Below are 22,305 nucleotides of genomic sequence, written 5' to 3' on the forward strand. Positions count from 1 at the left end.
CGGCGCGCGCCGCACGGGTTCAGCGCGTGGTCTTCGCGGCGCGGGTGGCGGACTTGGCCGCGGCCTTCGCGGCCGGTTTCTCGGCCGGGGCCTTGGCCGCCGCCTTGCGTGGCGCCGGCGCGGCGGCCGGAGCTTCCTGCGCGGCGTCCTCGCCCACCTTCGACAGGTAGCTGCGCTGCAGCCGCTTGAGGCTGGACTCCATCTCCGCGGCGGCCGCGTCGGCGTCCTTGGCCGCCAGGTGCTTGAGGAAGCGGCGGCGCGAGGGCAGCACGTAGGCGTTCTCCTCGTGGCCGATCTGGCCGATGAACTCGGCCAGCACGTTGAGCACGCCGTTCATCACGATCACCATGATCGGATTGCCGGTCATGCGCGCGAGGATGCGGTGGAACTCGAGGTTGGTCGCCGCGCGCGCCGGGAAGTCGTCGCGCCGCAGCGCTTCCTCGGCCGCGTCGATGTTGGCCGCCAGCGCCTCGAGATCGGCGGGCGTGGCGCGCGCGCAGGCCTCGCGCACCAGGATCGACTCGAGCCAGATGCGCGCCTCGGTGAGCTGCGCCGGCTGGATCGCGCCCATGTGGTACATGTCCATCAGGCCGGTGGCGATGGCGTCGCCGCTGCGCCCGCTGATGAAGGCGCCGCCGCTGGCGCCCTTCTGCAGCCGGATCAGGCCCGCATGCTCGAGCGAGCGCAGCGCCTCGCGCAGCGTGTTGCGCGACACGCCGAACTGCTCGGACAGCGCGCGCTCCGACGGCAGCCGCGTGCCGACCTTGAGCCGGCCCTGCGACAGCTCGCCGCGGATCTGCTGGGCGATCTCCTCGAAGGCACGCGCGGAACGGATGGGCTGGAACTTGGCGCTCCGTGCGTCGGCCGCGGGCGGCGACGGTTCTTTGGCGTCCATGGGGAATCCTCCGTTGGAAAAACTAAAAGTTGGACCTTTGAGCCAAATGATAAGGGGCGACGTGGCGTGGGCCGCCGCAAGCCAAGCCCTCGCGGTGGTGCCTGTTGCCGGATCTCATTAATGGTTCTACCATTCATTTTTTCCGAGACTCAGGAGAGACACGCCCATGCCCCCGACCACCCTTCCCGGCGACGAAGAGCGCGCCCTGCTGCGCGACTCGGTGCGCGGCTTCCTCGAGCGCCACTGGCCGCCCGCCACCGCAGTGCAATGGTCCCGCGAACCCGCGCGCGTGCAGGCGCTGTGGCAGCAGCTCGCGGCCCAGGGCCTTGCCGCATTGGGATCGGATCCCTCGGAGGGCGGCCTGCGCGAGATCGCGCTGGTCATGGAGGAACTGGGCCGCGCGGGCTGCACGCTGCCGCTGCATCACGGCACGCTGCTGAACCTCGCGGCTCCGCGCACGCCACGGGGCGAGGAGCCCACCCTGCTCGCGCTGCAGCGCGCCGGCGAGGCGCGCGTGGTGCTGTGTTTCGGGGCCTTCGACGGCGACCGCGGCGCGGGCCAGGCACGCATCGACGACGACGGGAGGCTCCACGGCGAACTCGCCTTCGTCGAGCATGCCGACAGCGCCACCCACCTCGCGGTGGTGGTGGACGGCCCCGCGCTCGCGCTGGTCGACCTGCGCGCGCCCGGCGTGCGCATCGAGGCCACGCCAGCGATGGGAACGCAGGGGCTGTTCCGCGTCGCGCTGGACGGGATCGCGGCCACTGTCCTGCCCTTTTCCCAGGAGCAGCTCGGCGCGCTGCACGCGATGACCCGCCTCGCGCTGTGCGTGCGCGCCACCGGCGCAGCCGAACGCGCCTTCGAGCTCGCCGTGGCCTACGCGGGCGAGCGCCGGCAGTTCGGTCGCCCGATCGGCAGCTTCCAGGCGATCCAGCACAAGCTCGCCGACGGCCACATCGCGCTGCTGGGCGCACGGCTCACGCAGGCCGGCGCCGCGCGCCAGCACGACCTCGGCGCCGACAACTGGCGCGTGTTCGCCGAAGCGGCCTGCGCACTGGCCGCGACGAGGCTGCGCCGGGTGTCGCTGGAAACGCAGCACACCTTCGGCGCCATCGGCTACAGCGAGGAGCACGAGGCACCGCGCCATTTCAAGCAGGTGCATCTCGACGTGCTGCGCCACGGCGGCGGGCGCCGCGCGCGCGAGGCGCTGGCCGATCATTTCCTCGGCGAGACGCCGCGCACGCTGCCCGAATACGACCTGGGCCCGGCCGGCAACGCCTTTCGCGAAGAGGTGCGCGCCTGGCTCCAAACGCACTGGTCGGGCGAGCGCAAGGCCGCGCACGAGGCGCTGGACTTCAAGGCACGCGAGTACGACCGCGAGTTCGCGCGCGCGCTCGGCCGCACCGGCTGGATCGGCCTCTCGTGGCCGCAGCGCTTCGGCGGCCAGGCGCGCGGCGCCTTCGAGCAACTGGCCTTCGTCGAGGAGATGGAGCGCGCCGAGGCGCCGCGCGTGGGGGCGCCGGTGCAGGCCGCGATGCTGCAGGTGCACGGCAGCGCGGCGCAGCAGGCGCGCTACCTGCCCGAGATCCTGCGCGGCGAGGCGATCTACGGCATGGGCTACAGCGAGCCCGACGCGGGCTCCGACCTCGCGTCGATGCGCACCCGCGCGGTACGCGACGGCGACCACTACGTGATCGACGGCCAGAAGATCTGGACCACCACCTACTGGGGCGACTACATGCTGCTGGCCACGCGCACCGACCCCGAGGCGAGCCCGCCGCATGCCGGCCTGAGCCTGTTCATCGTGCCGATGGACACGCCCGGCATCACCATCCGCACCTCGACCACGATGTACGGCGGCAGCTTCGCCAATGTCTTCTACGACGGCGTGCGCGTGCCGGCCGAGGCAATGGTGGGCGAGCTCCACGGCGGCTGGAAGGTGCTGGTCGGGGCGCTGGCCACCGAACGCGGCTTCATCGGCGGCGGCATCGTGATGAAGGTGGCGCATGCCTTCGAGCAGCTGTGCGAGCACCTGCGCGGCGCGACGGGTGCCGACGGCCGGCCGATGCGCCTCGATCCGCTGGTGCGCGAGCGCATCGCAGATCTCGCGGGGCAGATCGAGGCGGGGCGCCGCATGATGATGCACTGCGCGGAGCGCGTCGACGCGGGCGAGACGCCGCTGCACGACGCGGCCGCGAGCAAGGTCTATTCGGGCGAGCTGATGGAGCGCTTCGGCGAGGTGGCGCTCGACCTGCTCGGCATGGAAGGCACGCTCGGCGAGGGCAGTCCCGGCGCGGTGCTGCGCGGGCGCATCGAGCAGAACCTGCGCCATGCGCTGATGTGGGTGATCAGCATCGGCACCAACGAGATCCAGCGCAGCCTGATCGCGCAGCGCGGGCTCGGCCTGCCGCGCTGAACGCGCCCCGGGCCGGCGCGGCTCAGCGCGCCGGCTTCTTGCGCTCCATCTCGAGCAGCAGCACGTTCAGCGCGTTGAGGTGCTTGGCCAGCGCGGCGCCGGCCTTGTCCGCATCGCGATCGCGCATCAGGCGCAGCACCTTGCGGCGCACCTGCACCACGTTGCTGTGCGGCGTCTGCAGCTGCGCGATGAGGCCGCGCAGGATTTCCGACAGGGCGTCGATCAGCATCACGATCACCTCGTTGTGGGTGGCGCGGCCGATCAGGCGATAGAACTCCGTGATCTGGCCGCTGTCGCGCACCGGCCGGCCCTGCTTCACCAGCTCGGCGAAGCGCTCGATGTCGGCCTCGATGGCGGCGAAGTCCTCTTCGGTCGCGCGTTCGCAGGCCAGCCGGATCGCCAGCCCGCACAGCAGGATGCGGGCCTCGGTCAGGTCCGACACCGGCACCTGCTTGAGCGCCACCATGTCGCGCACCGCCTGCGTGATGCCCTCGGGATGCGACTGCTTGATGTAGAAGCCGCCGTTGATGCCGGTCACGGCCTCGACCATGCCGGCCATCTCGAGGCTGCGCAGCGCCTCGCGCACGCCGCTGCGGCTCACGCCGAACTGCTCGGACAGCTCGCGCTCGCTGGGCAGGCGGTCGCCGGCGCTCAGCGCGCCCTCCACCACCTGCTGGCGGATCTGGTCGCAAATCGCCTCGAAGGCGCGGCGCATGCGCACGGGCGCGAAGACTGGTGCGGATTCCGACATGGCTCCTTTCCTCCTCTGGATCACGAACGTCGATGGCTGGATGCCGAGCCCGATAGTGTGCCTGTGCCTGCCCTGGCACTGGCTCTAATTGACCATCATCCCTGGTTTCGCTATGGTTCAACCAATTACATCACAAACCATCCGACCAGGAGACAAGCCTCATGACCCACTCCCGCCGCCACGCGCTGGCCACCGGCCTCGGCCTGCTGGGCGCCTCGGCGCTGCCCGCCTTTCCCCTGGCCGCGCGCGCCGCGCCGGGCTATCCCGACAACGTCATCAAGTTCATCATTCCCACGCCGGCCGGCGGCGGGCACGACACGATGATGCGGGTCGTCGGCCAGAAGCTGACCGAGGCCTGGGGCCAGCCCTGCATCGTGGAGTCGAGGGCCGGCGCGAGCGGCGCGATCGCGGCCGCCGCGGTGGCGCGCGCCGCGCCCGACGGCTACACGCTCGGCGTCGGCTACAGCGCGCTGATCAGCAACCTCGTGCTGCAGCCCGCGCAGCAGCCCTACAAGCTCGCCGACCTCGCGCCCATCGGCATGCTCGCGCTCACGCCCATCGCCATCGGCGTGCGCGAGTCGCTCAACGTCAGGACGCTCGACCAGCTGGTGGCGCTGGCGAAGTCGAAGCCCGGCAAGATCTCGTACGGCTCCTACGGCCCCGGCTCGGGCGGCAACTTCGTGGGCGAGCTGCTGAACATGGCCGCGGGCATCGACACCGTGCACGTGCCCTACAAGGGCGAGGCGCCGGCGCTGCAGGACCTGATCGGCGGCCAGATCGACACCGCCGTGGTGTCGCTGGGCGGCGTGTCGCGCTACCCCGGCAAGATCCGCGCGCTGGCGGTCGCGAGCCCGACGCGCTTTCCGCTCTATCCCGACGTGCCCACCTTCGCCGAGGCCGGCTTCCCCGAAGTGAACATGCCGGGCTTCGGCGCGCTGTTCGCGCCGGCCTCCACGCCCAAGGCGATCATCGACAAGCTCGATGCCGAGATGGCGCGCATCGTGAAGCTGCCCGACGTCGCACCCAAGCTGCTCGAGCTGGGCTTCGAGCCCGCCGGCTGGGGCCCGCAGAAGCTGTCGAGCTTCCTGGCCGAGCAGCTGGCGCTGACGCAGAAGCTGGTCGCGACCGGGCGCATCAAGGTCTGAGCGGGCGCCGCATGCGGCGCAGCGGGCCTGGCCCATAGTGCACGCATGACCTTGCCCAGCGGCGAAGCTGCCGACTACGCATCCTTCATCGAGGCGCTCAAGGAGCGTGTCGCGGCGGCCCGCCAGTCCGCGGCCCGCGCGGTCAATCACGGCCTGATCGCCTTGTACTGGGACATCGGCGAAGCCATCCTCCACAAGCAGCAGGCGCAGGCCTGGGGCGAGGCCGTGGTGGAACGCATCGCCCGGGACTTGCGCGCGGCCTTCCCCGGCACCCAAGGCTTCTCGGCGCGCAATGTCTGGGACATGCGGCGCATGGTCGAGGCCTACAGCGAGCCCGGATTTCTGCGACAGCTTGTCGCAGAAAGTTCCAGGCGCAAGGGCTGCGGGCGCAAGAGCCACCGACGCGGCGCCGCACGGGAAACCGTGCAGTTCGGCGGCAACGACTCTCTGTTCGCCTTGCGCAGCAAGACCAACCCGATCGGCGTGGCGGAGTACCAGTTGCAGGCCGCCCTGCCGGCGGAATTGCGCGGCAAGCTTCCTTCGGTGCGCCAGCTCCAGCAGGTGGTGCGCGGTGCGCTGCCGCCTCCGGTCGCGACACAGAAGCGGCGCGGCAAGGACTGAGCGCCCCCGCCAGTTCGCTACGAGGTCACTCCTCGACCCAGCGCGCGGCGTCGCCGACGGCAGCGCGCGAGGTGCGGAAACCGTTGGCCGGGCGCGCCGCGAGCGGGCCGGCGCACGCATCTATATGATTTGCCTCGCCCGCCGCCGATCGCCCCGCGCTTGAATCCCAGCAATCCCACCGCCCCGAACGCAGCCTCGCTCTGGAGTCCGCTCGCCCAGCCCGCCTTCCGCGGACTGTGGGGTGCCGGCAGCCTGTTCTTCGTCGGCAATGCGATGCAGAACATGGCGGCCTCGTGGCTGATGATCGAGCTCACGGCCTCGTCCTTCCTCTCGGCGCTGGTCCAGACCGCCTCCTTCCTGCCGATGTTCCTGCTGTCGCTGCCCGCCGGGGTGCTGGCCGACACCATCGACCGCCGGCGGCTGATGCTGCGTATCCAGGGTGTCTACGGGCTCGCCGCGCTGACGCTCACGCTGCTCGCGCTGGCCGGCTGGATCGGCCCGGGCGGGCTGCTGTTCTTCACCTTCCTGCTGGGCATTTGCACGGCGCTGCAGTCGCCCTCGTGGAACTCCGCCGTCAGCGACACGGTGGCGCGCACCGAACTGCCGCTGGCCATCACGCTGGTGTCGATGACCTTCAACGGCGCGCGCGCCGTCGGCCCCGGGCTCGCGGGCGTGCTGTTCGCGCTGACCGGCGGCGCCGCCGTGTTCGCGGTCGCGGTGCTGACTGCCTTCGGCATGAGCTGGGCCACGCGGCGCTGGCCGCCACGGCCGCCCTCGCCCGGGCGCCTGCCGGCCGAGCGGCTGTGGGGCGGCATGCTCAGCGCGCTGCGCTATGCGCGCCATTCGCCCGCGATCTTCGCGCAGCTGGTGCGCACGGCCGGCTTCAGCGGGCTCGGCTCGGCCCTGTGGGCCCTGCTGCCGGTGATCGCGCAGCAGCGACTCGGGCTGGGCGCGGCGGGCTACGGCCTGCTGATGGCCTGCCTGGGCACGGGCGCCGTCGCCGCCGGCTTCTTCGTCGGGCGCATGCGCTCGCGCTTCTCGCTCGATGCGCTGGCCGCCGGCTGCTGCCTCGTGTTCTCGGGCGCGATGCTGGTGGGCGCGCTCTCGACCTGGCGGCCGCTCGTGTGCGCCAGCTTCGTGCTTGGCGGCGCTGCCCTGGATGACGATGATGTCGACCTTCAACGCCGCGACCCAGACCAGCGCGCCGGCCTGGGTGCGCGCGCGCGCCGCGTCGATGCACACCCTGTGCTCGCTCGGCGCCTTCGCGCTCGGCTCCGCGCTCTGGGGCGCGATGTCCTCGCTGATCGGGCTGAGCGCGGCGCTGTGCCTGTCGGCCGCGGGGCATGCTCGCGAGCATCGCGCTGGCGCGGCCGTATCCGCTGCGCATGGGCGCGGACGACGAGGTCACGCTGGCGCCGCTGCACGAGGAGTTCTCGGTGCAGCACGAGCCCGAATTCGAGGCCGGGCCGGTCGCCGTCGAGGTGGTCTACCGCATCCGCGATGCCGATGCGCGGCGCTTCCTCGATGCGGTGCAGCAGCTGGCGGTGCCGCGCAAGCGCGACGGCGCCACCTTCTGGCGCGTCTACCGCGACCTCGACGACCCGAGCCGCTACGTCGAGCGCTTCATCGTCACCTCGTGGGCCGACTACCTGCGCCAGCGCGCGCGGGCCACCGTCGCGCGCCACGAGCTGGAGGCGCTCGCGCGCAGCTTCCAGGTGCCGCACGAGCCGGTGCTCACGCGCCACTACCTGGCCGAACGCAGCCCCTGAGCAAGGGCCGCCGGATCAGTCCTCCACCCAGCGGGCAGCATCGCGGACGGCCGCGCGCGAGGTGCGGAAACCGTTGGCCGGGTGCGCCGGGTCCTCATAGCCGAAGGAGATCCCGCAGACCACCTGGCGGTCGTCCGGGATGTCGAACCAGCGGTGCAGGAACTTCGCGCGCGAGGCCAGCGCGGCCTGCGCGATGCTCGCCACGCCGCGGCTGCGCGCGGCCAGCATGAAGTTCGACACGTAGGCCCCGCAGTCCAGCGCGCCATAGGCGCCGAGCGCGGCATCGGTGTGGATCAGCGCCACGTGCGGCGCGCCGAAGAACGAGAAGTTCAACAGCCCCTGGCGCGCCGAGGCCTCGCGGTCGCCATGGGCGATGCCCACGCTGTCGTAGAGCTGGAAGCCGCATTCGCGGCGGCGCTCGCGGTAGACGCCTCGGTACTCGGCGGGCGGCGCGATCTCGAAACCCTGGTCGACCAGCGCCTCGGGCGTGGCCATCGCCGCGCGCAGGCGCTCGGTGGCGGCCGCGCCGGTCACGACCACCTGCCAGGGCTGCGAGTTGCACCACGAGGCCGTGCGCTGGGCGGCGCGCAGGATCGCGTCGATGACGTCGCGCGGCACCGGGTCGGCGAGGTAGCCGCGGCAGCTGTAGCGCGCGTCGAGCACGGTGTCGAGGGCCGCGGCGAGATCCGGCGCGGGAACGGGTGGGAAGTGGTCATGGCTCGGGCAACGGGATGAAGACGAGGGAGCCTAACCGTGCCGGCGCGCTCGCGCTGGCGACGCGGCGAAAGACATGCGCGACGGCGGCCACCTCGCTCATTTCAACCATCTATGGTTGATCCATTCACAAGGTTATTGAGACAAAGGCTTTGCATCGCGCGGGCTCGAATTTAGCATTGGTCCTACCAATCTGGTCATCCAAGGTGGTCCACCACGCCGGATGGCCCTGCCCACAAGGAAAACCGCAGCCATGCTCTCGCAAGAAGACAACGAAACCCTCGTGCGCGTCGGCGCCGGCTCGCCCATGGGCGAGCTGATGCGCCTCTACTGGATCCCCTTCCTGCCCAGCCGCGACCTCGAGACCGACGGCCAGCCGCAGCGCGTGCGCCTGCTCGGCGAGGAACTGATCGCGTTCCGCGACAGCGAGGGCCGCGTCGGCCTGATCGACCATGCCTGCCCGCACCGCGGCGCCCCGCTGGTGTTCGGCCGCAACGAGGACTGCGGCGTGCGCTGCATCTATCACGGCTGGAAGTTCGGCGTCGACGGCCGCGTGCAGGACACGCCGGCCGAGCCCGCGCAGAGCCGGCTCAAGGACACGGTCACGATCAAGAACTACCCCTGCCGCGAGCGCAACGGCATCGTCTGGACCTACATGGGGCCCGACCGCGAGAACCCGCCGCCGCTGCCGAACCTCGAGTGGAACCTGGTGCCCGAGGAGAACGTGTACGTGAGCTTCCGCGTGCAGGAATGCAACTGGCTGCAGGCCGTGGAAGGCGAGATCGACTCGGCCCATGCGCCGATCCTGCACGGGCGCATCGACCAGCAGGGCGCGATCAGCGACTGGACCGCGAAGAAAGACCTGCGTCCCACCTTCGAATGCAAGCGCCAGGACTTCGGCATGAGCGTGGCTTCCAAGCGCGTGCTCGACGAGAACACCCACTACTGGCGCGTGAACCAGTTCCTGCTGCCCTTCTACACGCTGGTGCCGCCGCAGTCGAACTACCCCGAGCTCAGCGGCCACGCCTGGGTGCCGCTGGACGACCACCACACGCTGTGCATCATGTTCTCGTACACGCCGGCGCAGAAGTTCTACGAGAAGACGCGCAAGCTGTTCGACAACGGCCACGGCGGCCGCGAGACCGGCCACCCGAGCATCAACGCCTATGCGCCGCGGCCCGCCACCGAGCCCTTCGCGAAGTACTGGACGAAGTTCAACCTGCAGAGCGCCTTCCTCTTCAACTACGACGCGCAGACCAAGACCTGGTTCTCGGGCCTGCCCGGCCTGTGGGTGCAGGACGCGGCCTGCCAGTCGGCGTGGCGCCGATCTACGACCGCTCGAAGGAGCACCTGGGCATGAGCGACACCGGCATCGCGATGACGCGGCGCCTGCTGCTCGAGACGGTGCGCAACCTGTCGGTGCGCCAGCAGCGCCCGCCGCGCATCGAGGACCCCGACCTGCCGATGGTGCGCGCGGTGTCGCTCACGCTGCCGGCCGGCGAGGCCTGGAGCGAATCGGGCCGCGAGCTGATGACCGCGCGCCTGGGCACCGACTTCGGCTACACGCCATGAGCCTGGGCAACCCCGCGCCGCTGGACCTGTGCCTGCGCCAGATCCGGCTCGAGGCACGCGGCATCGCGTCGTACGAGTTGCGTGTCGGCCGACGGCCGGCCGCTGCCGCCGTTCACGGCCGGCGCGCACATCGACCTGCACCTGCCGCGCGAGATGATCCGCAGCTATTCGCTGCTCAACGCGCCCTCGGACGCCGCGCGCTACGTGGTGGCGGTGCAGCGCGACGCGCAGGGCCGCGGCGGCTCGGCCTGGATGCATGCGCAGCCGGCGCGTGGGCGACCGCTTGCGCGCCAGCCTGCCCGGCAACGACTTCGCGCTGGACGAGGAGGCCGCGCACTCGGTCTTCATCGCCGGCGGCATCGGCATCACGCCGATCCTGTCGATGCTGCACCGGCTCGAGGAACTGGGCCGGCGCTGGCAGCTGCACTACGCGGGCCGCTCGCCCGAGGAGACCGCCTTCGCCGACACGCTGCGCGCCATGCAGGGCGGCCGCGGCCGCGGCGAGGTCGAGTTCTGCTTCGGCTCCTCGCGCGCCGAGCGGCTGGACATCGCGGCCCTCGTGCGCAACGCGCCGGCCGCCGCGCATCTGTACTGCTGCGGCCCGTCGCGCATGATCGATGCCTTCGTCGAGGCCTGCGCCGGCCGTCCCGCGCACACGGTGCACTTCGAGCGCTTCGCCGCCGGCAGCGCGGCCGCCACCGAGGGCGGCTACGAGGTGGTGCTCGAGCGCAGCGGCCAGCGCCTCGCGGTGGCGCCGGGCAAGACCATCCTCGACACGCTGCTCGACAACGCCGTCGACGTGCCCTATGCCTGCAGCGCGGGCGTGTGCGGCACCTGTCGCACGCGCGCGTGATCGCGGGCGAGCCCGACCATCGCGACGACTACCTGGACGCGCAGGAGAAGCAGTCGAACGAGGCGATCATGATCTGCTGCTCGGGCTCGCGCTCGAAGACGCTGGTCCTGGACCTCTGAGTCAAGGGAGCAGTCCATGACGACCCGGCTCGACACCACGGCGGACCCGCAGGAGGCCAGTGCCTCCAACGCGGCGGGCGCGGGCAACGGCGCCATCGCCGGCATCCTCGCCTACCTGCGCGACCGGCGCCTGCAACCGGGCGACCGGCTGCCCTCGGAGCGCGACCTTGCCGAGCGCCTCGGCGTCGGCCGCAACGCGGTGCGCGAGGCGCTGGCCACGCTGGTCACGCTGCGCATCGTCGAATCGCGGCCCAACTCGGGCATCTACCTGCGGCACGTCGAGCGCGAAGGCAGCTTCGAGGCACTGGTGATGCTCACCGACATGGGCGCCGTGCCCACGCCGGTGGAAGTGGCAGAGACGATGGAGGTGCGCGGCCATCTCGAGGTGCTGGCCGCGGGCCTGGCCTGCCAGCGCCGCACCGAGGCCGACCTGGCGCGCATGGAAGCCGTGCTGCAGCGTACCGAGCAGGTGCTGGCCGAGGGCGGCAACATCGCCGCGGCCGACACCGAGTTCCACGTCGCGCTGGTCGATGCCACCCACAACTCGGTGCTGGTGCGCGTGCTGCATGCCTTCTACCGCTTCACCGGCCGGCGCCGCGAGGCGATGTTCGCCGACACGGTGCAGGGCCGCGCCTCGCTGCTCGACCACCGGCGCCTGCTCGGCCACATCCGCGCACGCGACGCGGCCAAGGCGCAGCTGCTGATCCTGCGCCACATGGACCGCGCGCGCAGCTACTGGTCGAGCGTGCTCGGCGCCACGGATTGACACGACACCCACGAACCCAAGGAGACCCCCGATGACGACCACTTCCCTCCACCGCCGCGCGCTGCTGGGCGCCGCCTGCGCCGCGCTCGCGCTCGGCGCCCTGCCCGCCCATGCGCAGGGCGGCTATCCGAACAAGCCGATCCGCATGATCGTGCCCTATGCGGCCGGCGGCAGCACCGACCAGCTCGCGCGCGCCATCCACCAGTCGATGAGCGAGACGCTGGGCCAGACCGTGATCGTCGAGAACAAGCCGGGCGCGGGCGGCACCATCGGCACCGACTACGTGGCCAAGGCCGCGCCCGACGGCTACACGCTGGTGTTCGGCAACACCGGCCCGAATGCGGTGGTCTCGCTGATGCGCAAGGTGCCCTACGACGAGCTCAAGGACCTGCGCCCGATCTCCACCGTGGCGATCACGCCGATGATCCTGGCCGTGCCCGCCGACAGCCCGGCGAAGACGCTGAAGGACTTCCTCGCCTACGCGAAGAAGAACGGCAACGCGCTCAACGTCGGCTCGGTCGGCAACGGCTCGCTGTCGCACCTGACGGCCGAGTACTTCAACGAGGCCGCGGGCCTGCGCATGCAGCATATCCCCTACAACGGCGGCGCGCCGATGATGACCGCATTCGCCGGCGGCCAGTTGCAGGCCGCCTTCGTGACGGGCCTGGACGGCGCCACGCTGGTGAGCTCGGGCCGGGTGCGCTACCTGGCCGTGGGCACGCCCAAGGCCACCGAGACCGTGCCCGGCCTGCAGGCCATCGCCGACGAGGTGCCGGGCTTCCGCAGCTCGGCCTGGTTCGGCGTGCTCGCACCGAAGGACACGCCCGACGAGATCGTCACGAAGCTGCACGACGCGATCGTGACCGCGGTCGCGCGGCCCGAGGTGCGCAAGATGTTCTCGGTGCGCAACGTCGAGGCGCGCAGCAGCACGCCGCAGGAGCTCGAGAAGCTCATCCGCGACGAGATGGGCCAGTGGGGCCCGGTCGTGCGCAAGGCCAACATCCAGATGTGAGAACCGCCTCCATGCTTGAAAACCTGGAATCCGATTTCCCCGAGCACCAGCCGCGCCCCGCGGGCGCGCCGCAGGCGCTGGCCGGCATCAAGGTGGTGGACTTCACCCACTTCATCGCCGGCCCCTTCGCCACCATGATCCTGGCCGACATGGGCGCCGACGTGATCAAGATCGAGGCGCCCGGGCGCGGCGACGACTTTCCGCCAGTACCCGCCGGTGCATCCCGAACTCGCGCAGGGCGCGCCCTTCCTCTGGTCGAACCGCAACAAGCGCAGCGTGGCGCTGGACCTGAAGACGCCCGAGGGCCTGGAGGTGGCGCGCGCGCTGATCGCGAGTGCCGACGTCGTGGTCGAGAACTTCTCCACCGGCGTGATGGAGCGCTTCGGACTGGACTACGAGAGCTGCCGCAAGGCCAATCCCGAACTCGTCTACTGCTCGGTGTCGGCCTACGGCCGCGAGGGCGCCTTCGCCGACCGCCTGGGCTTCGACCCGATCGCGCAGGCCGAGAGCGGCTTCGTCTCGATGAACGGCTATGCCGACCGCCAGGGTGTACGCGCACTGTCGCCGGTGATGGACATCAGCACCGCGATGATGGCGGCCAACGCGATCCTCGGCGCGCTGGTGGCGCGCGAGCGCACCGGCCGCGGGCAGGCGGTGGAAGTGGCGCTGTTCGACAACGCGGTGCTGATGACCGGCTATGCGACGCTGCAGCACGTGTTCAGCGGCGCCGAGCCGCAGCGCCACGGCAACACCAGCCCCGACACCTGCCCCTCGGGCGTGTTCGAGGCCCAGGACGGCTCGTTCTACATCAACTGCGGCAACAACAAGATCTTCCAGCGCCTGATGACGCAGGTGCTCGAGCGCCCCGACGTGGCCGCGGACCCGGCCTATGCCAGCGGCCGCGAGCGCTCGCAGCGGCGCGAGGTGCTGTTCGCGCTGCTCGGCGAGGCGTTCGCGAAGCAGCCCTGGTCGCACTGGCAGTCGCGCATCGCGCGCGGCCGGCGTGCCCTGCGGCCAGGTGCGCTCCGTCGGCGAGGCCATCCGCTCGCCCGAGGCGCGCGAGCGCCGGCTGGTGACGCGCATCCCGCATCCGCAGGTGGGCTGGGTGCCGAACATGGCGCTGCCGATCCGCTATTCGCGCACGCCGATCGCCGACCCGGTGGCCGCGCCCACGGTCGGGCAGCACACGCAGGAGGTGCTGCGCGAGGCGCTGGGCTACGACGAAGATCGCTTCGCGGCGCTCGCGCGCGCCGGCGCCTTCGGTCCGCCCGCCGAACGGCACGAACCCGCCGGCACGCCGGCATGACCACCCGCACGCTGCGCGGCCGGGTCGCCGTGGTCGGCATCGGCGAGACCGCCTACTACCGCCACGGCCAGTCGCCCGACGCGGAGTTCAAGCTCGCGCTCAAGGCCATCCTCGCCGCCTGCGCCGACGCGGGCCTCGATCCGCGCGAGATCGACGGCTTCGCCTCGTACAGCGACGATCGCAGCGAAGCCTCGCGGCTGGCGGCCGCGCTGGGCATCCATCGCCTGCGCTCGGCCACCATGCAGTGGGGCGGCGGCGGTGGCGGCTGCGCGGCGGCGGTGGCCAATGGCGCGGCCGCCATCGCGGCCGGCCTGGCCGACTGCGTGGTCGTGTTCCGCGCGCTCGCGCAGGGCCAGCACGGGCGCTTCGGCCAGGTCGGCGGCATCGACACCATTTCCGGCGAGAAGGCCTACCTCATGCCCCACGGCGTGCTCTCGCCACCGCAGCGCTTCGCGATGCGCGTGCGGCGCTTCATGCACGAGCACGGCGTGCGGCAGGAGGCGCTGCGCGCCATCGCCCTTGCCTCCTACCACCATGCGCAGGCCAATCCGCGCGCCGTGATGCACGGCAAGCCGCTCGATGCCGCGAAGTACGACGCCTCGCGCTGGATCGCCGAACCTTTTCATCTGTACGACTGCTGCATGGAGAACGACGGCGCCGCCGCGATCGTGCTGGTGGCGTCCGAGCGCGCGAAGGACTTCGCGCACAAGCCCGCCTACCTGCTCGGCGCGGCCTCGGGCTCGGGCTTTCGCGCCGGCGCGCATCCGCACAATGCGCCGCGCTATGCGAGCGCGGGCTTCGACACCCGTGGCGCCCGACCTCTACGCGATGGCCGGCATCGCGCCGTCCGACGTGGGCGTGGTGCAGAGCTACGAGAACTTCACCGGCGGCGTGGCGATGGCGCTGGCCGAGCACGGCTTCTTCGAACCCGGCGAGGCCAACGACTTCCTCACGCTCGAGAACCTCACGGCCCCCACGGGCCGGCTGCCGCTCAACACCAGCGGCGGCAATCTCGCCGAGTGCTACATGCATGGCTTCGAGCTGGTGCTCGAGGCGGTGCGCCAGGTGCGCGGCAGCTCGACCAGCCAGGCGGCGCGCAGCGACGTGGCGCTGGTGATCGGCGGCCCCATGGTCACGCCCGCGAGCGATCTGCTGCTGGGATCGGAGAACGTGCTGTGAACGACGCGAACGACGAGAAGCGCTACCTGCCCGCGGGCCTGCCGATCCCCGTGTCGGAGCCCGATGGATTGTCGGAACCCTACTGGCAAGGCCTGCGCGAGGGCGTCTTGCGCGTGCAGCGCTGCACGCACTGCGGCACCTGGCAGTTCGGCCCCGAGTGGATCTGCCACCGCTGCCATGCCTTCGATCCCGCCTGGGTCGAAGTCGCGCCGCGCGGCCGCATCTACAGCTGGGAGCGCGTGTGGCATCCGGCGCATGCGGCGCTCAAGGACCATGGCGCCTACCTCGTGGTGCTGGTCGAGCTGCCCGGGGCCGGCAACGTGCGCATGGTCGGCAACCTGCTCGGCGATCCGATGCAGGCGGTGGAGATCGGCGCCGAGGTCGAGGGCGTGTTCGAACACCATCCGGATGCGCAGCCGCCGTACGCGCTGCTGCAGTGGCGACGTGCCTGAGTCCGCGCGCACCGGCGATCAGGAGGCCGACATCTGCGACCTGCTCGTGATCGGCGCCGGCGCGGGCGGCATGAGCGTCGCGCTCTCGGGGCGCGCTCATGGGCCTCGACGTGGTGCTGTGCGAGGCCGGCGAGCAGGTCGGCGGCACCACCGCCACCTCGGCCGGCACGCTGTGGGTGCCGGGCAATGCGCAAGGCGCAGCGGCGGGCTTCGCCGACTCCGCCGCCGAGGCCGCGCGTTATCTCGACGCGATCCTCGGCGAGCACGATCCCGCGCGGACTGCGCGCAGCCTATCTCGCGAGCGCCCCTGAGGCGATCGCCTTCCTCGAGGCCCGTTCGGAACTGCGCTTCGCCTCGGCCGGCCGCCATCCCGACTACCTCGCGCTGCCCGGCGCTGCCGTGGCGGGCCGCGCGCTCTCGCCGCTGCCCTTCGACGGCCGGCGGCTGGGCCGCGACTTCGAACGCATCCGCGCGCCGATGCCCGAGTTCATGGTGCTCGGCGGCATGATGGCCAACAAGGCCGACGTGCAGGCCCTGGCCTACCGCTGGGGCAGCATCGCGAACTTCCGCCATGCCCGCGCGGCTGGTGCTGCGCCATGCGCGCGACCGGCTGATGCACGCGCGCGGCACGCGCCTGGTGCTGGGGCAATGCGCTCGTCGCGCGGCTGTACTTCAGCCTGCGCCAGGCCGGCGTGCCGGTGCGCTTCGGCATGCGGCTGCGGCAACTCGAGATCTCGGCGGGTCGCGTCACGGGTGGCGTGTTCGACCACGAGGGATCGACGCGGCGCGTCGCGAGCCGCCTCGGCGTGGTGCTCGCCACCGGCGGTGTCGGCCATCATGCGGCGTTGCGCGCCCAGCTCGCGCCGGCCGGCGTGTCGCCGCGCACGCTGCGGCCGCAGTCCTTCGAGGGCAACCGCGGCGAGGGCCTCGATGCCGCGCCGCGCGCCGGCGCGCGGCTCGAACGCCATCCGGGCGACTTCTTCTGGCAGCCCGTTTCGCTGGCACCGCGCGCCGGTGGCGAACCCGGGCTCTTCCCGCACCTGTACCTCGACCGCGCCAAGCCCGGGCTGATCGCGGTCGATGCCGACGGGCGCCGCTTCGTCGACGAAAGCGCTTCGTACCACCACTTCGTCGAGGCCCTGCTCGCGCGGATGCGCCCCGGTGCATCGACGCCGCCGGCCTGGCTGGTCTGCGATGCGGCCTTCGTGCGCGCCTACGGCCTCGGCACCGATCCCGCCCGGCACGCGCGCGAGCGCGCTGCGGCGGCACGAGGCATCGGGCTATCCGTGCTCGCGCACGACATCGACGCACTGGCCGCGCGGCTGGGCATCGATGCGCGCACGCTGGCAGCCACCGTCGCGCGCCACAACCGCCATGCCGAAGCCGGCGAGGACCCGGACTTCGGCAAGGGCAGCACCGAGCTCGGCCGCTTCAACGGCGATGCGGCACATGCGCCCAACCCCTGCCTCGGCCCGATCGCGCAGCCGCCGTTCTGCGCGCTGGCGGTCTGGCCCGGCGAAGCCGCGTCGAGCGCGGGCCTGGCCACCGATGCCGACGGCGCCGTGCTCGACACGGACGGACAACCCATCGCGGGCCTCTATGCCTGCGGCAACGACATGGCCTCGATCATGCGCGGCGCCTATCCGGGGCCGGGCATCACGCTCGGGCCCGCGATCGTGTTCGGCTGGCGCATCGCGCGGCATGTGGCACGACGCAACCCCCACACACCTTCCTCCCAACGATGAATCCCACCTCCACTCCCCGCGAGGCCAGCGGCCCGCTCGCCGGCCTGCGCGTCCTCGAGTTCGCCGGCCTCGGGCCCGCGCCCTTCGCCTGCATGCTGCTGTCGGACATGGGCGCCGACGTGATCACCATCGACCGCCCCGCGCGCCGACTCGGCGACCGCAGCGACATCACGGGCCGTGGCCGCACCGTGGTGCTGGCCGACCTCAAGGACCCCGGCTCGTGCGAGGAGGTGCTGGGCCTGCTCGCGCGCGCCGACGTGCTGGTCGAGGGCTTCCGGCCCGGCGTGATGGAGCGCCTGGGCCTGGGCCCCGACGAGGCGCTGCGGCGCAATCCGCGGCTGGTCTACGGCCGCATGACGGGCTGGGGCCAGCACGGCCCGCTCCGCGCAGGCCGCGGGCCACGACATCAACTACATCGCGCTGACCGGCGCGCTGCATGCCATCGGCCCGGCCGGTGGCGCGCCGGTGCCGCCGCTGAACCTGGTGGGCGACTACGGCGGCGGCAGCCTCTACCTCGTCGTCGGCATCCTGGCCGCGCTGCTCGAGAGCCGGCGCTCAGGGCAGGGCCAGGTGGTCGACGCGGCCATCGTCGACGGCGTGAACTCGCTGATGAGCCTGTTCGCCACCAGCGCGATGCGTGGCACCTTCCGCGAGGAACGCGGCACCAATGCGCTCGACGGCGGCGCGCCCTACTACGGCAGCTACGCCACCGCCGACGGCCGCCATGTCTGCATCGGGCCGATCGAGCCGCAGTTCTTCGCCGAGCTGTGCGAGCGCCTGGGCGTCGACCCCGCGCTGCGCGATGCGCAGCACGACCGCGCGCGCTGGCCCGCGCTGCGCGCCGAGTTCGAGCGCTTGTTCCGCACCCGCGGCCGCGACGAGTGGACCGCGCTGTTCGACGGCAGCGATGCCTGCGTCGCGCCCGTGCTCGCGCTGAGCGAGGCACCCGCCCATCCGCACCACGGCGCGCGCGAGGCCTTCGTCGATGTCGAAGGCGTGCGGCAACCGGCACCGGCGCCGCGTTTCTCGCGCACGCCGTCGCGGGTGCAGGGGCCGGCGGCGCGCGAGGCGACGCCGGCTGCGCGGGTTCTGGCGCGCTGGGGCTGAACGGCCGTCGGCACATCAGCCCTCGCCGAGCCAGTCGAGCAGGTCCGCCACCGGATCGATCACCTGCCGCATGCCGGCATCGCGCAGACCGGCGGCAAGGTCGAGGCCGACCACGCCGACCACGAAAACCGGCTGCCGCCCGCCGAAGCTCTCGCAGCGTTCGCGCAGCGCATCCAGCGCGATCTCCGGCTGCGCGGCGATGACGGCCGGCGCGAGATCGATCACCTGCCAGCCGTCGATCGTGCACGCATGGCCGGTCGCCTCGAAGGCAGCCTCGTAGAGCGCCGTCATGCCGCGGTCGAAGGTCACGATGTCGAGCCGATGCCCGCGCTTCCGGTGCAGCGCCAGCACGCTGCGCGTGAAACCATGGGCCGCGTCGCCGAAGCGCTCGCGCACGATCTCGTAACCCGTGTCGACCGACGACATCGCCACCACCCGGTCGAAGCCCTCGCTCAGGCCGGCAGCGCGCGCGCCAGCGCCGCCTCGGCCCGCGCGTTGTCGGCGGCGGAGCCGATGATCCGTGGCGCCGCCTCGACCTCGGCGGCGGCCCAGCATCCGGACGGCCAGCCGCCACGCGCGATGTGGCGCCGCAGCGTGGCCGTGATCTCGCGGCTCGCGTTCGGATTGAGGAACAGCGTCTTCGCGGTCATGGCGTGGCCGGAAAGCGGTGGCGCCAGAACTGCGCGATGTCGCGCCGCCGGCAGAACCAGACATCGGGAAATTCGGAAGCCGCGAGCAGGAACTCGCGCAGCGCCTCCGCGCGCCCGGGCCGCCCCGCCAGGCGCAGGTGCAGGCCGATCGACATCATCGACGCCTGCCGGCGGCCTTCGCGCCGCAGGCAGGCGAGCGTGCGCCGCAGGTGGTCGGTGAAGTCGTCGGGCGTGTCGAAGCCCGGTGCCGAGGCGAAGCGCATGTCGTTGCAGTCGAAGCTGTAGGGCAGCACCAGATGCGGCTTGTCGCCGACCCGCGTCCAGTACGGCAGGTCGTCGTTGTAGGCGTCCGAGTCGTACTGCAGTCCCTGCTCGACGGCGAGCATGCGCGTGCGCGGGCTGACGCGGCCGGTGTACCAACCGACCGGGCGTTCGCCGCACAGGCGCTCGAGCACGTCGAGCGAACGCACCATGTGTTCGCGCTCGGTCGCCTCGGGCACCTCGTCGTAGTCGATCCAGCGCGCGCCGTGCGAGACCACCTCGTGCCCGGCCTCGACGATCGATCGCGCGGCCTCGGGATGCTTCTCGAGCGCGCCCGACACCGCGAAGTAGGTGGCCGGCACCCGGCATTCGGCGAGCAGGTCGAGGATGCGCCAATGGCCGGCCCGGCTGCCGTATTCGTAGTGCGACTCCACCACCAGGTTGCGGCGCCCGGCGCGCGCCGTCGCGCCCGACACGTCGCTGTTGAGCACCTCCGAAAAGGTATCGCCCTCGAGCACGCAGTTCTCCGCGCCCTCCTCGTAGTTGACGACCACGCTGAGCGCGACGCGTCGGCCGCCCGGCCATTCGAAGTCGGGACGCGCGCGCCCGTAGCCGATGAAGTCGCGCACCGCCTCGCTCATCGCTGCACCTTCGCCTTCGCCACGCAGACGCCGATCAGCAGCAGGCCGAGGGTGCAGTAGATTGAGATCGACAGCGGACTGTCGAAGCGGTCGAGCAGCCAGACGCAGATGCTGGGCGCGAGCGCGCCGCCGAAGACGCCCGCGAGCTGGAAACCCAACGATGCACCCGTGCACCGCACCCTGGACTCGAACATGTCGGGGATGAAGGCCGCGAGCGGCGCCCACAGCGAGGCCTGGCAGACCATGCCGATCACCGCGGCGAGCACCACCAGCGAGGGATTGCGCGTCTCCAGCAGCGGAAAGTACGCGAACGACCAGACGATCGAGGCGGCCACGCCCAGCAGCAGCATCGGCTTGCGGCCGAAGCGGTCGGACAGCGCACCAAACAGCGGAATCGCGACCACGCCGACCGCCGCGCCCCACAGCACGGCATTCAAGGCCACCTGCCGCGGCAGGCCGAGCCGGTTCGGCACGTAGATCAGCAGCAGCAGCGAGAACACATACCAGATGACGCCCTCGCCGGCGCGCACCCCGATCGCCAGCAGCACCTGGCGCCAGTGCTTGCGCAGTGTCTCGGCCAGCGGCGCCTCGGCCTTGTGGTCGCTCTTCTCGAGGCTCTTGAAGACCGGGGATTCCTCGATCGTGCGGCGGATGAAGTAGCCGATGCCCACGAGCAGGATGCTCGCGAGGAAGGGCACGCGCCAGCCCCAGTCCATGAACTGCGCATCGGTGGTGACCGTGTTCATGAAGCCGAACATCGCATTGGCGATCAGCACGCCGATCGGGCTCGCGACCTGCACCAGGCTGCCGTAGAAGCCGCGGCGGCGGCCGCTGGCATCGAACTCGTTGACCATCAGCGCCGCCCCGCCCCATTCGCCGCCCAGCGCGAGCCCTTGGGCGAAGCGCAGCACCGCCAGCAGCAGCGGCGCGAGCAGCCCGACATGCTCGTAGGTCGGCAGCAGCCCGATCAGGAAGGTCGACAGGCCCATGACCAGCAGGGTCGAGACCAGCACGAAGCGCCGGCCGAGCTTGTCGCCCAGCGAGCCGAAGATCGCGGCCCCCACCGGCCGCGCGACGAAGGCGATGCCGTACGACAGCAGCGACAGGATGGTCGCGACGAAGGGGTCGGTCTGCGGGAAGAACAGCTTCGGAAACACCAGCGCCGCCGCCGTGCCGAAGACGAAGTGGTCGTAGAACTCCAGCGTGGTGCCGACCAGGCTCGCGGCGGCGACGCGCCGCGGACTGGTCGAGGATGCGGGCCGGTCTTCGGCGCGCGGGGCGGTGTTCGCCGTGGCGGATGTCGTCATGGGGATGCTCCTGATCGATGGACGGCGCCATTGCAGCACCGGCTCAATGCTTGGACAATCAGAATGATCCGAACGATTATTCGCCAAAGATGAACATTACGCTGCGCCAGATCCGGGCCTTCCTCGCAGTGGCCGAGGTCGGCGCCTTCGCGCGCGCGGCCGAGCGCATGCACCTCTCGCCCTCCGCGTTGTCCACGCTGGTCAAGGAACTCGAGGAGCAGATCGGCCTGCGGCTGTTCTACCGCAGCACGCGCGTGGTCCAGCTGACCGAGGCGGGCGCCGAGTTCCTGCCGCTGGCGCGCAAGGCGCTCGAGGACCTCGAGGCCGCGGTCGCCGGATCGCGCGCGCTGGCCGAGGTCAAGCGCGGCCGGGTCACGGTGGCCGCCTCCATCGTGATCGCGGCCACGCTGCTGCCCTGGGTGATCCAGTCGTTCCAACAGCGCCATCCGGGCATCCAGTGCATCCTCAAGGACGGCTTCGAGGAGACCATCCGCGACCAGGTGCGCCGCGGCGAGGTCGACCTCGGCGTCGGCACGCTGGTCGAAGGCGAGCCGGGGCTGACGGAGGTCACGCTCTACCAGGACCATCTGGTGGCGCTGGTGCCCGATGGCCATCCGCTCGCGGAGCGCGGCGCCGTCACCTGGCGCGAGCTGGCCAAGCATCCGCTGATCAGCCTGTCCGACCAGAGCCCGTCGCGCGCGCTGGCCGACGCGGCCTTCGATTCCGTCGGCCTGCGGCCGGTGCCCGCGCATGTCGCGACCTTCTCCTCCACGCTGATCAGCATGGTGGCCGCGGGCATGGGCGTGGCCGCGCTGCCGGTCAACGTGCGCCAGCTCTCGCGCCGCACCGGCGTGCAGACGCGGATGCTGGTGCGGCCGACGGTCAAGCGGAACATGGGCGTCTATTCGCGCAGCGACGCGGAGCTGACGCCGGCGGCGAACGCCTTCCTGAAGCACATGCAGGCGTTCGTGAAATCGAAGGGGAGCTTGCCGGACGAGGCGGCGGTGGAATGACGACGCCTGCA

General features: G+C 71.6%; 24 protein-coding genes and 5 pseudogenes. 21 read left to right on the plus strand and 8 right to left on the minus strand.

Annotated elements, in window-relative coordinates; translation table 11 throughout:
- Positions 1-19: 19 nt before the first annotated feature.
- Entirely contained in the window at positions 20-895 is an 876-nt protein-coding gene (locus tag ACHMXE_RS00870; protein WP_395346322.1) for a FadR/GntR family transcriptional regulator, read from the minus strand.
- Positions 896-1,061: 166 nt separating this feature from the next.
- On the opposite strand from ACHMXE_RS00870, the gene ACHMXE_RS00875 reads away from it, so the two are divergent.
- A complete protein-coding gene (locus ACHMXE_RS00875; protein ID WP_395346324.1) occupies positions 1,062-3,311 on the plus strand; it encodes an acyl-CoA dehydrogenase in 2,250 nt (749 codons plus the stop codon).
- A gap of 22 nt (positions 3,312-3,333) precedes the next feature.
- Here ACHMXE_RS00875 and ACHMXE_RS00880 read toward each other — a convergent pair whose 3' ends face one another.
- A complete protein-coding gene (locus tag ACHMXE_RS00880) occupies positions 3,334-4,062 on the minus strand; it encodes a GntR family transcriptional regulator (RefSeq protein WP_209539586.1) in 729 nt (242 codons plus the stop codon).
- A gap of 161 nt (positions 4,063-4,223) precedes the next feature.
- Here ACHMXE_RS00880 and ACHMXE_RS00885 point away from each other — a divergent pair, with 161 nt between their 5' ends.
- Positions 4,224-5,207, plus strand: coding sequence for a tripartite tricarboxylate transporter substrate binding protein (locus ACHMXE_RS00885; protein ID WP_203207170.1), 984 nt, complete (start codon positions 4,224-4,226; stop codon positions 5,205-5,207).
- 45 nt (positions 5,208-5,252) lie between these two features.
- Positions 5,253-5,828 carry a DUF1016 N-terminal domain-containing protein gene (locus ACHMXE_RS00890; RefSeq protein WP_395346325.1) on the plus strand — a complete coding sequence of 192 codons (576 nt, stop codon included), beginning with the start codon at positions 5,253-5,255 and terminating at the stop codon, positions 5,826-5,828.
- Positions 5,829-5,845: 17 nt separating this feature from the next.
- On the opposite strand, the gene ACHMXE_RS00895 is transcribed toward ACHMXE_RS00890, so the two are convergent.
- Positions 5,846-6,142 (minus strand): hypothetical protein, encoded by a 297-nt coding sequence (locus ACHMXE_RS00895; protein ID WP_395346326.1) that lies wholly within the window; start codon positions 6,140-6,142, stop codon positions 5,846-5,848.
- Here ACHMXE_RS00895 and ACHMXE_RS00900 point away from each other — a divergent pair.
- From ACHMXE_RS00900 to ACHMXE_RS00910, 3 genes and pseudogenes are all read left to right on the plus strand, one after another.
- A pseudogene (locus ACHMXE_RS00900) lies at positions 6,081-6,920 on the plus strand (MFS transporter); the annotation flags it as partial. The gene ACHMXE_RS00895 and the pseudogene ACHMXE_RS00900 sit on opposite strands and share 62 nt — an antisense overlap.
- Before the next feature lie 76 nt (positions 6,921-6,996).
- Positions 6,997-7,107, plus strand: a pseudogene (locus tag ACHMXE_RS00905) (MFS transporter); the annotation flags it as partial.
- Positions 7,108-7,171: 64 nt separating this feature from the next.
- Complete coding sequence (locus tag ACHMXE_RS00910) at positions 7,172-7,597, plus strand: MFS transporter (RefSeq protein ID WP_395346328.1); 426 nt, start codon at positions 7,172-7,174, stop codon at positions 7,595-7,597.
- A gap of 15 nt (positions 7,598-7,612) precedes the next feature.
- Here the strand turns inward: ACHMXE_RS00910 and ACHMXE_RS00915 are convergent, their stop codons facing one another.
- Positions 7,613-8,260: a nitroreductase gene (locus tag ACHMXE_RS00915; RefSeq protein WP_395346329.1), complete on the minus strand. Its 648-nt coding sequence runs from the start codon at positions 8,258-8,260 to the stop codon at positions 7,613-7,615.
- A 304-nt stretch (positions 8,261-8,564) separates the two neighbouring features.
- Between ACHMXE_RS00915 and ACHMXE_RS00920 the strand changes: the two genes are divergently transcribed.
- The 14 genes and pseudogenes from ACHMXE_RS00920 to ACHMXE_RS00985 all read left to right on the plus strand — a co-directional run bounded on the left by ACHMXE_RS00920 (position 8,565) and on the right by ACHMXE_RS00985 (position 18,422).
- Positions 8,565-9,671: a Rieske 2Fe-2S domain-containing protein gene (locus ACHMXE_RS00920; RefSeq protein ID WP_395346330.1), complete on the plus strand. Its 1,107-nt coding sequence runs from the start codon at positions 8,565-8,567 to the stop codon at positions 9,669-9,671.
- The gene (locus ACHMXE_RS00925) at positions 9,668-9,883 is read left to right on the plus strand and encodes a hypothetical protein (RefSeq protein WP_395346331.1); all 216 of its coding nucleotides are present in this window, start codon (positions 9,668-9,670) and stop codon (positions 9,881-9,883) included. The genes ACHMXE_RS00920 and ACHMXE_RS00925 overlap by 4 nt, the downstream gene beginning before the upstream one ends.
- A gap of 256 nt (positions 9,884-10,139) precedes the next feature.
- Positions 10,140-10,736 (plus strand): PDR/VanB family oxidoreductase, encoded by a 597-nt coding sequence (locus ACHMXE_RS00930; RefSeq protein WP_395346332.1) that lies wholly within the window; start codon positions 10,140-10,142, stop codon positions 10,734-10,736.
- Positions 10,733-10,855: a hypothetical protein gene (locus ACHMXE_RS00935; RefSeq protein ID WP_395346333.1), complete on the plus strand. Its 123-nt coding sequence runs from the start codon at positions 10,733-10,735 to the stop codon at positions 10,853-10,855. The genes ACHMXE_RS00930 and ACHMXE_RS00935 overlap by 4 nt, the downstream gene beginning before the upstream one ends.
- A 16-nt stretch (positions 10,856-10,871) precedes the next feature.
- Complete coding sequence (locus tag ACHMXE_RS00940) at positions 10,872-11,621, plus strand: FadR/GntR family transcriptional regulator (RefSeq protein WP_395346334.1); 750 nt, start codon at positions 10,872-10,874, stop codon at positions 11,619-11,621.
- Positions 11,622-11,652: 31 nt separating this feature from the next.
- Positions 11,653-12,633: a Bug family tripartite tricarboxylate transporter substrate binding protein gene (locus ACHMXE_RS00945; RefSeq protein ID WP_395346336.1), complete on the plus strand. Its 981-nt coding sequence runs from the start codon at positions 11,653-11,655 to the stop codon at positions 12,631-12,633.
- Positions 12,634-12,644: 11 nt separating this feature from the next.
- Positions 12,645-12,776, plus strand: a pseudogene (locus tag ACHMXE_RS00950) (CoA transferase); the annotation flags it as partial.
- 73 nt (positions 12,777-12,849) lie between these two features.
- Positions 12,850-13,560: pseudogene (locus ACHMXE_RS00955) on the plus strand (CaiB/BaiF CoA transferase family protein); the annotation flags it as partial.
- A complete protein-coding gene (locus tag ACHMXE_RS00960) occupies positions 13,523-13,939 on the plus strand; it encodes a CoA transferase (RefSeq protein ID WP_395347380.1) in 417 nt (138 codons plus the stop codon). The pseudogene ACHMXE_RS00955 and the gene ACHMXE_RS00960, both read left to right, overlap by 38 nt.
- An 828-nt stretch (positions 13,940-14,767) precedes the next feature.
- Positions 14,768-15,118 (plus strand): thiolase C-terminal domain-containing protein, encoded by a 351-nt coding sequence (locus tag ACHMXE_RS00965; RefSeq protein WP_395347382.1) that lies wholly within the window; start codon positions 14,768-14,770, stop codon positions 15,116-15,118.
- A gap of 113 nt (positions 15,119-15,231) precedes the next feature.
- A complete protein-coding gene (locus ACHMXE_RS00970; RefSeq protein ID WP_395347383.1) occupies positions 15,232-15,570 on the plus strand; it encodes a Zn-ribbon domain-containing OB-fold protein in 339 nt (112 codons plus the stop codon).
- Positions 15,571-15,668: 98 nt separating this feature from the next.
- Positions 15,669-15,881 carry an FAD-binding protein gene (locus ACHMXE_RS00975; RefSeq protein WP_395346337.1) on the plus strand — a complete coding sequence of 71 codons (213 nt, stop codon included), beginning with the start codon at positions 15,669-15,671 and terminating at the stop codon, positions 15,879-15,881.
- 366 nt (positions 15,882-16,247) lie between these two features.
- A complete protein-coding gene (locus ACHMXE_RS00980) occupies positions 16,248-17,315 on the plus strand; it encodes an FAD-binding protein (RefSeq protein WP_395347384.1) in 1,068 nt (355 codons plus the stop codon).
- Positions 17,312-18,422, plus strand: a pseudogene (locus ACHMXE_RS00985) (CaiB/BaiF CoA transferase family protein). Before ACHMXE_RS00980 ends, ACHMXE_RS00985 begins: the two are co-directional and overlap by 4 nt.
- A gap of 15 nt (positions 18,423-18,437) precedes the next feature.
- On the opposite strand, the gene ACHMXE_RS00990 reads toward ACHMXE_RS00985, so the two are convergent.
- From ACHMXE_RS00990 to ACHMXE_RS01005, 4 genes are read right to left on the minus strand one after another with little or no spacing between them, the layout of a single operon-like run.
- Positions 18,438-18,848 carry a hypothetical protein gene (locus ACHMXE_RS00990; RefSeq protein ID WP_395346338.1) on the minus strand — a complete coding sequence of 137 codons (411 nt, stop codon included), beginning with the start codon at positions 18,846-18,848 and terminating at the stop codon, positions 18,438-18,440.
- Between the two features lie 26 nt (positions 18,849-18,874).
- Entirely contained in the window at positions 18,875-19,072 is a 198-nt protein-coding gene (locus ACHMXE_RS00995) for a hypothetical protein (protein ID WP_395346339.1), read from the minus strand.
- The gene (locus ACHMXE_RS01000) at positions 19,069-19,974 is read right to left on the minus strand and encodes a polysaccharide deacetylase family protein (protein ID WP_395346340.1); all 906 of its coding nucleotides are present in this window, start codon (positions 19,972-19,974) and stop codon (positions 19,069-19,071) included. Before ACHMXE_RS01000 ends, ACHMXE_RS00995 begins: the two co-directional genes overlap by 4 nt.
- Positions 19,971-21,281 carry an MFS transporter gene (locus ACHMXE_RS01005; RefSeq protein ID WP_395346342.1) on the minus strand — a complete coding sequence of 437 codons (1,311 nt, stop codon included), beginning with the start codon at positions 21,279-21,281 and terminating at the stop codon, positions 19,971-19,973. Before ACHMXE_RS01005 ends, ACHMXE_RS01000 begins: the two co-directional genes overlap by 4 nt.
- 89 nt (positions 21,282-21,370) lie before the next feature.
- Here ACHMXE_RS01005 and ACHMXE_RS01010 point away from each other — a divergent pair, with 89 nt between their 5' ends.
- Entirely contained in the window at positions 21,371-22,294 is a 924-nt protein-coding gene (locus ACHMXE_RS01010) for a LysR family transcriptional regulator (protein ID WP_395346343.1), read from the plus strand.
- Positions 22,295-22,305: the final 11 nt, after the last annotated feature.

It is taken from the genome of Variovorax sp. UC122_21 (assembly GCF_044056785.1).
Taxonomy (GTDB): Bacteria; Pseudomonadota; Gammaproteobacteria; order Burkholderiales; family Burkholderiaceae_C; genus Variovorax.